This window comes from Streptomyces flaveolus, assembly GCF_000716535.1.
GTDB classification, from domain to species: domain Bacteria; phylum Actinomycetota; class Actinomycetes; order Streptomycetales; family Streptomycetaceae; genus Streptomyces; species Streptomyces flaveolus_A.
In genome coordinates, this window is record NZ_JNWV01000014.1 from 144617 (window position 1) to 157546 (window position 12930).

The following is a 12930-nucleotide window of genomic DNA, read 5'->3' on the forward strand; positions in this document are numbered from 1 at the left end:
CCATTGATCAAGCATCCTCCTTGATCAGGTCGGCGCACTTCTCGCCGATCATCATCGTCGTGATGCACGGGTTGACGGCGATCAGGTCCGGCATCACCGAGCCGTCGGCGACCCGCAGCCCCTCGACCCCCTTGACCCGCAGCCGCGCGTCGAGCGGGGCCGAGGGGTCGTCGTCGGCGCCCATCTTCACGGTGCACGACGGGTGGTAGACGGTGTTGTGCGTCTTGTGGATGTAGTCCAGCAACTCGTCGTCCGTGCGGACGTCCGGTCCCGGCGCCAGCTCGGCGCCCGCCCAGCCGCTCAGCGCCGGCTGCCCGGCGATACGACGGGCCAGCTTCAGCCCGTACGTCATCACGCGCACATCGTGCTCGTGCGTGAAGTACCGCGGGTCCACCTTCGGCTTGTCCCGGTAGTCCCGCGTCCGCAGCCGCACCGTGCCCCGCGACTTCGCCTTCGTCACGTTGGGGGTCAGACAGAACGCGTTCTCCGAGGTCGGGTAGCCCCAGCGCGCGGTGTTCATGTCGAACGGCACGGACCCGTAGTGGAACATCAGGTCGGGCCGGTCCAGGCCGGGCTCGGTGTCGTAGAAGATGCCCGCCTCCCACCACTGGCTGGACGTGGTGGTCATCGGCTGCTTCGCCTCCCACATGATCACGCCCTCGGGGTGGTCCTGGAGGTTCTCGCCGACGCCCGGGGAGTCCGCCACGACCTCGACGCCGACCTCGCGCAGGTGCCCGGCCGGGCCGATGCCGGACAGCATCAGCAGCTTGGGGGAGTCGATCGAGCCGCAGGAGACGATCACCTCGCGCCGGGCCCGTACCGTGCGCGTGTGCACCAGATCGGAGTCCAGGTACTCGGCGCCCACGCACCTCCGCCCCTCCAGCACCAGCCTCTTGGCCCGCACCCCGGTCCGGACGTCCAGATTCGGACGTTTGCCGAGGACGGGGTGGAGATAGGCGACGGACGAGGACTGACGGATGTTGTTCTCGTCGGAGTTGATCTGGAACCAGTTGGCCCCGCGCACCACCGTCTTCCCGGTGTTGAACGGGACCGTCGGTATACCGGCCTGGGCGCACGCCTCCAGGAGGGCGGCGCCGCACGGGTCGCCGCCCTTCAGCGTGCGCAGCTTCACGGGGCCGGTGCGGCCGTGGTGGTCGCCGGGCGCGTCGTTGTTCTCCAGCCGCCGGTACAGGGGGAACAGATCGGCGGCGCTCCAGCCCGTACAGCCCTGGGCCGCCCAGTCGTCCAGGTCCTCCGCGGGCGCCCAGAAGGCGATACAGGAGTTGTGCGACGAACAGCCGCCCAGCACCTTCGCGCGCGCGTGCCGCATGAAACTGTTGCCGCTGGCCTGCGGCTCGACCGGGTAGTCCCAGTCGTAACCGGACTCCAGCAGCCCCATCCAGCGCTCCAGTCTGAGGACGTCGTCGTCGCCGACGTCGCTGGGGCCCGCTTCCAGCACGCACACCGTTACCGAGGGGTCCTCGGAGAGCCGGGCGGCCACGACATTGCCCGCGGTGCCGCCACCGACCACGACGTAGTCGAACTCATCGATGCTCATGTGACCTCCTGGTCAGCCGGAATCGGGCGGGATCACTCGGCCGCGGGGGCGGCGAGCGGCGGGGGCGGGGCGGCCGCCGCGGCGTCCAGGCGGTGCTCGGCGAGGACACCGGTGCGGTGTCGCTGGACGAACCAGTAGTAGGCGAAGCCGCCGCCCGCGATGACCGCGACGAAGAGGACCGCACCCCAGCGCAGGTACCAGTGGTACGGCGCGGACGCGTTGTAGACGGCGGCGCGCGGCCAGATCAGGTTGACCGTCATCGCCGCGCCCCAGACCACCGCGACGATGTTGACGAGCAGTCCCCAGCGGCCCAGCGAGAACCTCCCCTCGCCCGCGGGCCGCCATGTGCCGCGCAGCCGGGCCACCAGCATCGGCCCCGTGACGCCCAGGTAGGCGAGGTAGATCATGATGATGCCGATGCTGGTGACGACCGTGAAGATCTGCGGCTGGCGGATGTTGACCACGAGGATCGCCAGCGCCAGCACGCCGATGATCACGGCCGGCAGGACCGGGGTCTGGAAACGGGGGCTGACCCGGGCCATCAGCGAGGACGCGGGCAGGTTGTTGTCCCGGGCCATCGCGAACGCCAGCCGGATCGCCGCCGTGTGCACGGCCAGCGCGCACACCGTGACCGCGATCAGCACGCACCACAGCATCGCCTTGCCCGCCGTCGGGCCGAGCACGTCGAGCACGACGTACTGCAGGCCGTCGGTGGACAGCTTGTCGCCCTTGAGGCTGGAGACGCTCATCAGCGCCAGCAGCAGTACCAGGCCGCCCAGGATGAACGAGGCGACGATCGCGCGGATGATCGCGCGCGGGGCGTTCCGGGACGGGTCCAGGCACTCCTCGCCGAGGGAGGAGGCGGTGTCGAATCCGTACATGACGTACGCGGACGCCAGCGAGGCCACCAGGAAGGCGCCGAGGTAACCCGTTGAGTAACCCGATCCCGTGTGGTTCGTCTGCATGACGACTTGAGGACCACGGGTGATGTGGACGGCGAAGAGGATGATCAATACAACGGTCGCGATCAACTCGATGAAGACGCCCGCCGTGTTGATCGTGGCCATCAGCTTGACGCCGAACGCGTTGACCAGCGTCGTGAACAGAATCAACACGGCAGCGAGCACGACCGCGTTGGTCGCCACGTCGTACTTGCCGGTGCCGTCCCCGACGAACTGGAACACGGAGGAGATCTGCGGCAGCGTGAGCTGATAGGCGAGCGCGACCGCCGAGATGGACACGATGGACGCGATCAACATCATCCACCCGGCGAGCCAGCCGAGATGCGGATTGCCGATCTTCTTCGACCAGTTGTAGACCGAGCCGGCCACCGGATAGCGGGCGGCCAGTTCGGCGAAGCACAGGGCCACCATGAACTGGCCGACGAACACCATCGGCCACGACCACCAGTAGGCGGGGCCGCCGCTGCCGTAGCCGAAGTAGAACAGCTGGAAGGTGCCGGTCAGGATGGAGATGTAGCTGATCCCGGCGGCGAAGGTGTGGAAGTGGCCGAGGGTGCGCCTGAGTTCGGGCTTGTAGCCGAACTCGGCGAGCTCGGCGTCGTCGTGGTGGTGTGGGCCTGGCGATTGCTCGGTGGTCGTCATGAGCGGACTCCTCGTGGGCCTGGGAGGGGGAGGCAGCGGCCCGTGCGGGTGCCGGGATCGGTTGGGTGACGGGTGGGTCAGTCGAACCAGCCCTGCGGTGCGGGCGCGGTGTTGCGCCAGATGTGTTTCGTCTCGCGGTACTCGGCGAGCCCCGCCGGTCCGAGTTCACGCCCGAACCCGGACTGCTTGTAACCACCCCACTCGGCCTGCGGCACGTACGGGTGGTAGTCGTTGATCCAGACCGTGCCGAGCCGCAGCCGCCCCGCGACCCGCGCGGCCCTGGCCTCGTCGCCGGTCCAGACGGCACCCGCGAGGCCGTAGACCGTGTCGTCGGCGAGCCGGACGGCCTCCTCCTCGTCGGTGAACCGTTCGACGGTCAGCACCGGACCGAAGGACTCCTCCCGGACGACGGACATGGCGCTCGTGCACTCGTCCAGGACGGTCGGCAGGTAGTAGAAGCCCTCGTCGTAGCCGGGACCGGCGGGCCGGGCGCCGCCGCAGCGCAGCACCGCGCCCTCCGCCAGCCCCCGCGCCACATAGGCCTCCACCTTGGCCCGGTGGGCCGCGGAGATCAGCGGCCCGGTCTGCGCCCGCTCGTCGAACGGCCCGCCGAGCCGGATCAGCCGCGCCCGCCGTACGACCTCGTCCACGAACCGGTCGTGCAGCGCGTCCTCGACCAGCAGCCGGGCCCCGGCGGAACACACCTGCCCGGAGTGCAGGAAGACGGCGGTGAGCGCCATGTCGACCGCGGCCTCGAAGTCGGCGTCCGCGAAGACGATGTTGGGGTTCTTGCCGCCGAGTTCGAGCGCGACCTTCTTCACCGTGCCGGCCGCCGCCGCCATCAGCCGGCGGCCGGTCTGCAGACCGCCGGTGAAGGAGACCAGGTCGACGTCCGGATGGTCGCCCAGCGGGGCGCCCGCCTCCGGACCGGCGCCCAGCACCAGATTGGCCACGCCCGGCGGCAGCCCTGCCTCCGCCAGCAGCCGGACCAGGTGGATCGCGGTGTGCGGGGTCAGCTCGCTCGGCTTCAGCACGAACGTGTTGCCGGCGGCGAGCGCCGGGGCGACCTTCCACGCGGTCTGCAGCAGCGGGTAGTTCCAGGGCGTGATCAGGGCGCACACGCCGACCGGCTCGTACACCACCCGGCTGTCGACGTCCGCCCGCCCGGTGTCGATCACCCGGCCGGTCTCGCTCGCGACCAGCCGCCCGAAGTAGCGGAAACAGTTGACGACGTCGTCCACGTCGTACGCGCTCTCCACCACCCGCTTGCCGGTGTCCAGGGACTCGGCGCGGGCCAGCGCGTCCTTGTCCCGGGCGATGAGCCCGGCGACCCGCAGGAGCAGGTCACCGCGCTCGGCGGCCGGCGTGTGCGGCCAGGGACCGGTGTCGAAGGCGCGCCGGGCCGCCGCGACGGCCTCCGCGGTGTCCTTGCCGCCGGCCTCGTCCACGACGCCCACCAGGGAGCCGTCGGCGGGACAGCGGATCTCCCGGCTGCGCTCGTCCAGGGCGCCCCGCCACACACCGTCGATGAACACGTCAGGCATGGGAGTCCTCCAGCCGCTCCAGCAGCCACGCGTGGAAGATCCCGATGTGGTGCTCGTTCGGGACCAGCACCCCGCCTGTGCGGTACGCGCGCGAGGACATCGCCGGCTGGGTGCGTTCGCAGGCCTCGAAGTCCTGGACGTTGACGCGGTGGAACAGCTCCACGGACTTCGACACGTCCGCGCCCGAGGCCACCACCTGGGGCGCGTACAGCCAGTCGCACTCCACCACCGTGCGGTCCTCGGCCAGCGGGAACATGCGGTGCAGGATCACGTGGTCCGGGACGAGGTTGACGAAGACCGTCGGCTTGACCGTGATCGCGTAGTAGCGGCGGTCCTGGTCGGCCGTCACCTCGGGGAGCTTGGCGAAGCCCGCGCTGCCGTCCACCGTGAAGCCCTTGATCTCCTCGCCGAACTCCGCGCCGTGGCCCACGTAGTACTGGGCCGCGTAGCCGTCGGCGAACTCCGGGAGGACCTCCGTGAGTTCGGGGTGGATCGTCGCGCAGTGGTAGCACTCCATGAAGTTCTCGACGATCAGTTTCCAGTTGGCCCGCACGTCGTAGGTGACGCGTTTGCCGAGGGCGAGCTTCTCGGTGCCGTAGTGCTCGATGGCGGCGGCGTCGCCGAGCCGCTCCACGGCCGCGTACATCACCGTGTCCTCGAAGGAGGGCGGTTCGTCGGCGAGGCACACCCAGGCGTAACCCAGCCACTCGCGCAACGCCACCTTGATCAACCCGTACTCGACTCGATCAACGTCGGGCATCTTGATCAAGTTGGGTGCCGCGATCAATCTGCCGTCAAGGTCGTACGTCCATGCGTGGTACGGGCATTGCAGGCTGCGCCGCACCTCACCGGACTCCTCGGTGCACAGCCGCGCCCCGCGGTGCCGGCACACATTGAGGAAGGCGCGCAGCTCACCGGTGCGGGTCCGGGTGATGATGACGTTCTCGCGGCCCACTTGGACCGTGCGGAAAGCGCCCGGCTTGTCCAGGTCGGCGCCGCGCACCGCGCAGAACCACAGGGACTCGAAGATCTTCTCCTGCTCCTGCCGGAAGACCGCCGGGTCGGTGTAGTAGTGGCCCGGAAGCGTCGCGATGAGGCTCGGGGAGGCCGGGCCAGGGGAGATGGGGGTCGTCGTCACGGGCGGGCTCCTCAGGCGGACGCGGCGGCGGGGGTTCCCCCGCTCGGACGAGGGGGAGTCAGGGGGCGGGCGGGGTCGAAAAGGCCGATGGGATGCGCGGTGGCACCGGTCAGCGCCAGGTCGGCCAGGATCTCGCCGACGACCGGCACGAACTTGAACCCGTGCCCGGAAAAGCCGCAGGCCACGGTCACCGACTCCGGGTGCGCGGGGTGCCGGGCCAGCACGAAGTGCTCGTCCGGGGTGTTGGAGTACATGCAGGTGGCGGCCTTGAGGAAGGTGCCGGGCAGGTCCGGGATGCAGCGGGACATGTGGTCCGCCATGGCCCGGATCTCGTCCTCGTGCACCGTCCGGTCGATGGTCTCCGGAGTCGTCACCCGCCCCTTCCGGAAGAAGGCGACCTTGGCGCCCAGGTCCGGGCCGTCGATGGCCGGGAAGCCGTACACCTGGACGCCGGCCGCGTCCTCCCAGATGTAGACCGGGTGGTTCTCGGGCCGGAACCGTTCGGTGCCACCCTTCGGCTGGAACCAGTACATGACCTGCCGCTCGATGGTGAACGGCACCCCGAGGTCGGTGAGCAGCTGCGGTGCCCAGGCACCGGGGCAGATCACCAGTTGCCCGGCCGTGTAGGTGTTCTCGGCCGTGTGTACGCGCACCCCGTCCCGGTACGGTTCCCAGCGCAGCACCGGCTCCTCGAAGTGCAGGTCGGCACCCTGCCGGGTGGCCAGCTGGAGATGCGCGGCGACCATGTTCTCGGGGCGCACCAGGCCCGCCTTCGCCTCGAACAGGGCGACCTCGTCGTCGTGCGGGGCGAGCGTCGGGAAGCGGCGGCGGATCTCCTTTGCGTCCAGCATCTCGTGCGGCAGGCCCCACTCGGTCGCCGAGCGCAGCGCGCCGGAGACGGTCCGGGACTCGGGCGGGCCGATCATCACGCCACCCGACAGGATCGCGATGTCCCGGCCGGTGGCCCGCTCCAGCTCCTCGTACAGCTCGTAGGCGCGCAGCAGCAGCGGCACGTACGCCGGGTCCTCGAAGTACGACTGCCGGGTGACGCGCGAACCGCCGTGGCTGGAGCCGCGGTTGTGGACCGGGCCGAACTTCTCCAGGCCGAGGACGCGGGCGCCGCGCGCGGACAGGTGGTGGGCGGCGGCGCTGCCCATGCCGCCGAGTCCGATGACGATGACGTCGTAAGACGGTGACACGGTCGCCTCCTAGCGGCGGATGCGGGTCATCTTCGGGTCGAACAGAGGCTCGTCGGCGACGGTCGCCGGAACCTTCTCGCCGAAGTACTCGATGTGCACGCCGGTGCCGGTGGCGAGACCGGCCGGCAGCCAGGCGTAGGCGACACAGCGGCCCAGCGTGTAGCCGTACGACGCGCTGGTCACGTAACCGGCCGGGGCGCCGTCGGCATAGACCGGTTCCTTGCCGAGGACCACGGCGGCGGGGTCGTCCAGCAGGAGCGGGGTGAGCCGGCGGGAGGGTTCTCCGGCCCGCTGGAGCGCCGCCTTGCCGACGAAGTCCTCCTTGTCCATGCGGACGGCGAAACCGAGTCCGGCCTCGAAGGGGTTGTGCTCGTCGGTCATGTCGGTGCCCCAGGCCCGGTAACCCTTCTCCAGGCGCAGCGAGTTGAAGGCGGAGCGGCCCGCGGCGACCACGCCCAGGTCCCGTCCGGCCTCCCACAGCGTGTCCCACAGCCTGAGCCCCAGGTCGGCGGTGGTGTACAGCTCCCAGCCCAGCTCGCCGACGTAGCTCAGGCGCATCGCCGTCACCGGCACGTGTCCGAGGTACGTCTGCTTCGCCCGGAAGTAGCCGAAGCCTTCATGGGAGAAGTCGTCGTCGGTCAGGGGCTGGACGAGGGCGCGGGCGAGGGGACCCCAGACGCCGACGCAGCAGGTCCCGGAGGTGATGTCGCGGACCTGGACGTCGTCGGGGGCGTGGCGGAGGAGCCGGTCGAGGTCGGCGGGGGAGTTGGCGCCGACCTGGAAACGGTCGGCGGCGAGACGGGCGACCGTGAGATCGGAGCGGACGCCTCCGGCCTCGTCCAGGAGCAGGGTGTACGTGACCGCGCCGGGCTTCTTGCGGAGGTTGTTGGTGGTCATGCGGTCGAGGAAGGCGAGGGCGCCGGGCCCGGTCACCTCCAGGCGGCGCAGCGGGGTCATGTCGTACAGGGCGACCTTCTCGCGGGTGGCCTTCGCCTCGGCGGGGGCGATGGGGGACCAGTAACGGGCCGACCAGGCGTCGCGCTCGGGCAGGTCGCCGAGGCCGTCCACGAGCGGTGCGTTCGCCTCGTACCAGTGCGGGCGCTCCCAACCGGTGCCCTCCAGGAAGAACGCGCCGAGCTGCTGCTGGCGTGCGTAGAAGGGGCTCACGCGCAGCGGACGCGGCCGCTCCATCGGCTGGAGGGGGTGGAGGACGTCGTACACCTCCACGAACTGCTGTGAACCGCGCTCACGGACGTACGACGGTGAACGCTGCGCCTCCTCGAACCGCGTGAGGGCGCACTCGTGCACGTCGACGGACGGCCGCCCGTCCACCATCCACTCGGCCACCGCCTTGGCGACACCCGCGGAATGGGTCACCCAGACCGCCTCGGCCAGCCAGAAGCCCCGCAGCCGCCGCGCCTCCCCGAGCACCGGCATGCCGTCCGGCGTGAAGGAGAACACCCCGTTGAAGCCGCTCTCGATCCCGGACTTCCGCAGCGCGGGCAGCAGCCGCCTGCAGTCCTCCCAGCTCGGCGCCCAGTCCTCGGCGGTGAACGGGTACGAGGACGGCATCTCCATGTCCCGGCCGCGCGCCTCGTCGTACGCCGGGACCGCGAACGGATCCACCGGCATCGGGCGGTGCGCGTACGAACCGATTCCGATGCGGTCGGCGTGCTCGCGGAAGTACAGGTCGCGGTCCTGGAAGCGCAGGATGGGCCGCGTGGCCTCGGCCGTGGCGCCGCGCAGCCCGGGCAGCGGCCCGGTCTTCGCGTACTGGTGCGCGAGGGGCTGGAGCGGTACGTCGATCCCGGCCATGCGGCCGATCACCGGACCCCAGAAACCGGCCGCCGAGACGACGTGGTCGGCCGGGAAGGCGCCCCGGTCGGTGACGACCGCGGTGACCCGGCCGTCCCGCTGCTCGATCCCGGTGACCGTGTGCCGGTCCAGGAAGCGGGCCCCGCGCGCGGTGGCGCGGTCCATCTGGGCGCGCGCCGCCAGGAGGGCGCGGGCCAGGCCGTCGTCCGGGGTGTGGAAGCCGCCGAGGACCAGCGACTCGTCCAGCAGCGGCCACAGTTCCTTGCACCGGGCCGTGCTCACGACCTCGCCCCGGACGCCCCAGGAGGCGGCGTAACCGGCCCGGCGGTGCAGATCGGCCAGCCGCTCGGGGGTGGTGGCCAGTTCCAGGCCGCCGACCTGGTGGAAGCAGGAGACGCCGTCGGCTTCGAGGGCGCGGAACTTCTCGACGGTGTACCGGGCGAACTCGGTGAGGGTCTTGGACGGGCTGGTCTGGAAGACGAGTCCCGGGGCGTGCGAGGTGGAGCCGCCCGGGGCGGGCAGGGGGCCCTGTTCGAGGACGGTGACGTCCGTCCAGCCGCGGGCGGTCAGCTCGTCGGCGAGGGAGCAGCCGACGATGCCGGCGCCGATGACGACGACACGGGGTCCCTGGGAGCGAGGTTCGGGGGTGCTGGACATGCCCCTCCTTGTGGTGGCGGGGATGGCAGGTGCGAGTCCTGGTGACTCAAGGCCCTTGGGTGGGGAGATTGGTCCGCGGGGTGTCGCGGTGCTCGAGCGGTGGGGGAGGCTGGGCCGCGGGGTGTCGGGAGGTGCTCAGGGAGTGGGGAGACCGGGTGCCGCGGGGTGTCGGGGACTACTCAGGCGGCGGGGACGTTCGGCCGCTCGGCGGCGATCGTCGTGTCCTGGCCGTGGCCGGTGTGGACGACGGTGTCACCCGGCAGGGTCAGCAGCCGCGCGCGGACCGACGCCTCGATCGCCGGGCGGTCGGAGTAGGAGCGGCCGGTGGCGCCGGGTCCGCCGTGGAACAGGGTGTCGCCGGTGAAGACGGCGTTCAGGAAGGGGGCGTGGAGCGAGCAGCTCCCCCAGGTGTGGCCCGGCGTGTGGATCACGTGCAGCTCTATGCCGGCCACCGCGAGGATCCGGCCGTCGGACAGCTCGCCGTCCGGCTTGCGACCGGGGTGGGTGAGCGACCACAGCTCGGTGTCGTCGGGGTGCAGCAGCACGGGCGCGCCGGTCAGGACGGAAAGCCTCGGCGCCGCGTCGATGTGGTCGTCGTGGGCGTGGGTGCAGACGATGGCGGTGACCCGGCGGCCGGCGGTGGCGCGGTGGATCGCCTCGGCGTCGTGCGCGGCGTCCACCACGAGCACCTCCTCGTCGTCGCCGACCAGCCAGACGTTGTTGTCGACGTCGAACGTCTCACCGTCCAGGCTGAAGGTCCCCGAGGTGACGACCCGCTCGACACGTACGGCACCGCGCACGCTCACAGGACCACCACCGAGCGCAGCACCTCACCGCGGTGCATCTTGCCGAACGCCTCCTCCACCTGGTCCAGGGCGATCGTCTCGGACACGAACGCGTTGAGGTCGAGCAGGCCGTAGAGGTACTGGTCGATCAGGAACGGGAAGTCCCGGCTCGGCAGACAGTCGCCGTACCAGGACGATTTGACGGCGCCGCCGCGCGAGAAGACATCGATCAGCGGGAGTTCCACCTTCATCTCGGGGGCCGGGACGCCGACCTGGACCAACAGACCCGCGTGGTCGCGCATGTAGAAGGCCTGGAGGAAGGTCTCGGGGCGGCCGACCGCGTCGATCGCGATGTCCACGCCGTGCCCGTCGGTCAGCTCCCGGACCGCCTCGACCGGGTCGGTGCCCCGGGAGTTGACGGTGTGCGTGGCGCCGAACTTCTCGGCCTGGTCCAGCTTCTTGTCGTCGATGTCGACGGCGATCACCTTCATGGCGCCGTTCAGGCAGGCGCCCGCGATGGCCGCGTTGCCGACGCCGCCGCAGCCGATGACGGCGACCGAGTCGCCCCGGCCGACATTGCCGGTGTTGACCGCCGCGCCGTACCCGGCCATCACCCCGCACCCGATGAGACCGGCCGCCTCGGGCCGAGCGGCCGGGTCGATCTTCACCGCCTGGCCCGCCGCGACCAGCGTCTTCTCGGCGAAGGCACCGATGCCGAGCGCGTTGCTGAGCGGGGTGCCGTCCAGCAGGGTCATGGGCTGTGCGGCGTTGCGGGAGTCGAAGCAGTACCAGGGCCGGCCCCGGCGGCAGGAACGGCAGCTGCCGCATGGCGCTCGCCAGGCCAGTACGACGTAGTCGCCGGGCTGCAGATCGGTGACGCCGGGGCCCACGGACTCGACGGTACCGGCCGCCTCGTGGCCCAGCAGGAACGGGAAGTCGTCGGTGATCGCGCCCTCCCGATAGTGGAGATCCGTGTGGCACACCCCGCAGGCCTGCACATCGACGAGCACCTCACCGGGCCCCGGGTCGGGGACGACGATCGTCCGCACCTCCACGGGTGCGCCCTTCTTCACAGCGACTACGGCACGGACCTCGTGTGGCACGACAAGCTCCTCTGCTGTTGCGCATTGCACGATGGGTTGCGCGATGGGGAACATATTGAGAACGGCGTCACGGGGCCGTCAAGGGGTGCGCGTTAACCCTTGGCAAAAGGAACCTGTGGGGCGAAACCTGTCGGACACACGGCGGCGCGGGACCGGGGAAGCTTCCGGTCCCGCGCCGTGGCCGGGGTTGAGAGCGTGCCGAGTGCGTGGGGATCGGCGGGGTCGAGGGTGCGCCGGCGGAGGTGAGGGTGCGTGGGCGCAGTCGGAGGTGTGATGCCGGAGTCGCGGAGTCGGAGTGCACCGGCGGCGGTGAATGCGGGCCAGTGGCGTGGAGGCGGGCCAGTGGTGTGAAGGCGGAGTGGCGTGAAAGCGAGCCAGTGACGGTGAAGGCCGGTCAGAAGCCGTACCCCATCCGCCGGGACAGTTCGGCGCCCGCGGCGACCGTCCGCTTGGCCACCTCCGGCAGCCGGTCCGCGTTGAGGCGGTAGACCGGCCCCGACACGCTGATCGCCGCGATCACCTTGCCGTCGTGGGCGCGCACCGGCGCCGCGACGGCCGCGAGCCCCAGCTCCAGCTCCTCGATCGTGACGCCGTAGCCCTGGCCGACCACGGCCTCCAGCTCGGCGCGCAGCATCGCCGCACCGGTGATCGTACGGTCCGTGAACCGCGGCAACGGCCGTGCCAGCAGGCCCTCGCGCAGGGTCGGCGGCATGTGCGCGAGGAGCACCTTGCCGCTGGAGGTGGCGTGCAGCGGGGTGCGTCTGCCCAGCCAGTTCTGCGCGGTCACGGACGCGGTGCCGCGCGCCTGCATGATGTTGACCGCCGCGTCGTCGTCGAGCACGGCGATGTTGACCGTCTCGCCCAGCTCGTCGGCGACCTCCCGGCAGACCGGGACACCCTCCTGGGAGATGTCGAGACGCACTGCCGCCGCCCCCGCCAGACGCAGTACGCCGGCCCCCAGGTAGTACTTGCCGCGGTCCTTGGCCTGGGCCACCAGGCCGCGGTTCTCCAGGACGCCGAGCAGCCGGAATGCCGTGGACTTGTGCACGTCCAGCTCCTCGGCGATCTCGGTGACGCCCGCCTCGCCGTGCCGCGCCAGGATCTCCAGCACGCTCACGGCGCGGTCCACCGACTGCACCGCGCTGGCCGCGCCGCGGCCGCCCTGCCTCTCCGGGGTCCCTGGGTTCTGCGTGGTCTCCTCGCTGCGGTCAGACTGCTTCTGCGTGCGGGTCATGGCTCAACTCTCACCACCTGTGTGCCCGGTTCGGGCCGCATCTGCGGGAAGCCCTTGACGCGACGGTCGTCCCGCCCGGATTCTGTTGCGCATAGCGCTGGATCGTGCGCCATGCGAAACATCATGTTACCGAAGCGTCCGGATCCCGGAAGGGTGCCGGACCACCCGGACCGTCGACGGTCCGTCACTCCCTTGCCGCTTCACCGGGCCGGACCGACGTGGGTCCGGGCTCCCGGCAGCATCCCTGACGCCTGCATCGAGCAGGTCCCGGACCGAGTGTCCCGGACCGAGAG

Annotated in this window: 9 protein-coding genes; all 9 read right to left on the reverse strand. The window is 70.9% G+C overall.

The genetic code is table 11. The features are described from left to right. Window positions 1-7: 7 nt before the first annotated feature. Window positions 8-1558: a GMC family oxidoreductase gene (locus tag OO52_RS16720; RefSeq protein WP_030644866.1), complete on the reverse strand. Its 1551-nt coding sequence runs from the start codon at window positions 1556-1558 to the stop codon at window positions 8-10. Window positions 1559-1590: 32 nt separating this feature from the next. Beyond that, window positions 1591-3162, reverse strand: a complete 1572-nt coding sequence (locus tag OO52_RS16725; protein WP_030644868.1) for an APC family permease — start codon at window positions 3160-3162, stop codon at window positions 1591-1593. Window positions 3163-3239: 77 nt separating this feature from the next. After that, window positions 3240-4706 (reverse strand): aldehyde dehydrogenase family protein, encoded by a 1467-nt coding sequence (locus OO52_RS16730; protein ID WP_030644870.1) that lies wholly within the window; start codon window positions 4704-4706, stop codon window positions 3240-3242. After that, window positions 4699-5844: an aromatic ring-hydroxylating oxygenase subunit alpha gene (locus tag OO52_RS16735; protein ID WP_030644872.1), complete on the reverse strand. Its 1146-nt coding sequence runs from the start codon at window positions 5842-5844 to the stop codon at window positions 4699-4701. The genes OO52_RS16730 and OO52_RS16735 overlap by 8 nt, the downstream gene beginning before the upstream one ends. Window positions 5845-5855: 11 nt before the next feature. After that, complete coding sequence (gene solA, locus OO52_RS16740; RefSeq protein ID WP_030644873.1) at window positions 5856-7043, reverse strand: N-methyl-L-tryptophan oxidase; 1188 nt, start codon at window positions 7041-7043, stop codon at window positions 5856-5858. A gap of 9 nt (window positions 7044-7052) precedes the next feature. Next, window positions 7053-9515, reverse strand: a complete 2463-nt coding sequence (locus OO52_RS16745) for a GcvT family protein (RefSeq protein ID WP_030644874.1) — start codon at window positions 9513-9515, stop codon at window positions 7053-7055. Window positions 9516-9694: 179 nt separating this feature from the next. Further along, window positions 9695-10321: an MBL fold metallo-hydrolase gene (locus OO52_RS16750; protein WP_030644875.1), complete on the reverse strand. Its 627-nt coding sequence runs from the start codon at window positions 10319-10321 to the stop codon at window positions 9695-9697. After that, window positions 10318-11403 (reverse strand): S-(hydroxymethyl)mycothiol dehydrogenase, encoded by a 1086-nt coding sequence (locus OO52_RS16755; RefSeq protein WP_030644876.1) that lies wholly within the window; start codon window positions 11401-11403, stop codon window positions 10318-10320. The genes OO52_RS16750 and OO52_RS16755 overlap by 4 nt, the downstream gene beginning before the upstream one ends. Before the next feature lie 394 nt (window positions 11404-11797). Further along, a complete protein-coding gene (locus OO52_RS16760) occupies window positions 11798-12637 on the reverse strand; it encodes an IclR family transcriptional regulator (RefSeq protein ID WP_030644877.1) in 840 nt (279 codons plus the stop codon). Window positions 12638-12930: the final 293 nt, after the last annotated feature.

Bases quoted from the DNA above. Each gene is read 5' to 3' on its own strand.
- OO52_RS16745 (WP_030644874.1), bottom strand. From the start codon at position 9,515: ATGTCCAGCACCCCCGAACCTCGCTCCCAGGGACCCCGTGTCGTCGTC.
- OO52_RS16730 (WP_030644870.1), bottom strand. From the start codon at position 4,706: ATGCCTGACGTGTTCATCGACGGTGTGTGGCGGGGCGCCCTGGACGAG.
- OO52_RS16720 (WP_030644866.1), bottom strand. From the start codon at position 1,558: ATGAGCATCGATGAGTTCGACTACGTCGTGGTCGGTGGCGGCACCGCG.
- OO52_RS16725 (WP_030644868.1), bottom strand. From the start codon at position 3,162: ATGACGACCACCGAGCAATCGCCAGGCCCACACCACCACGACGACGCC.
- OO52_RS16760 (WP_030644877.1), bottom strand. From the start codon at position 12,637: ATGACCCGCACGCAGAAGCAGTCTGACCGCAGCGAGGAGACCACGCAG.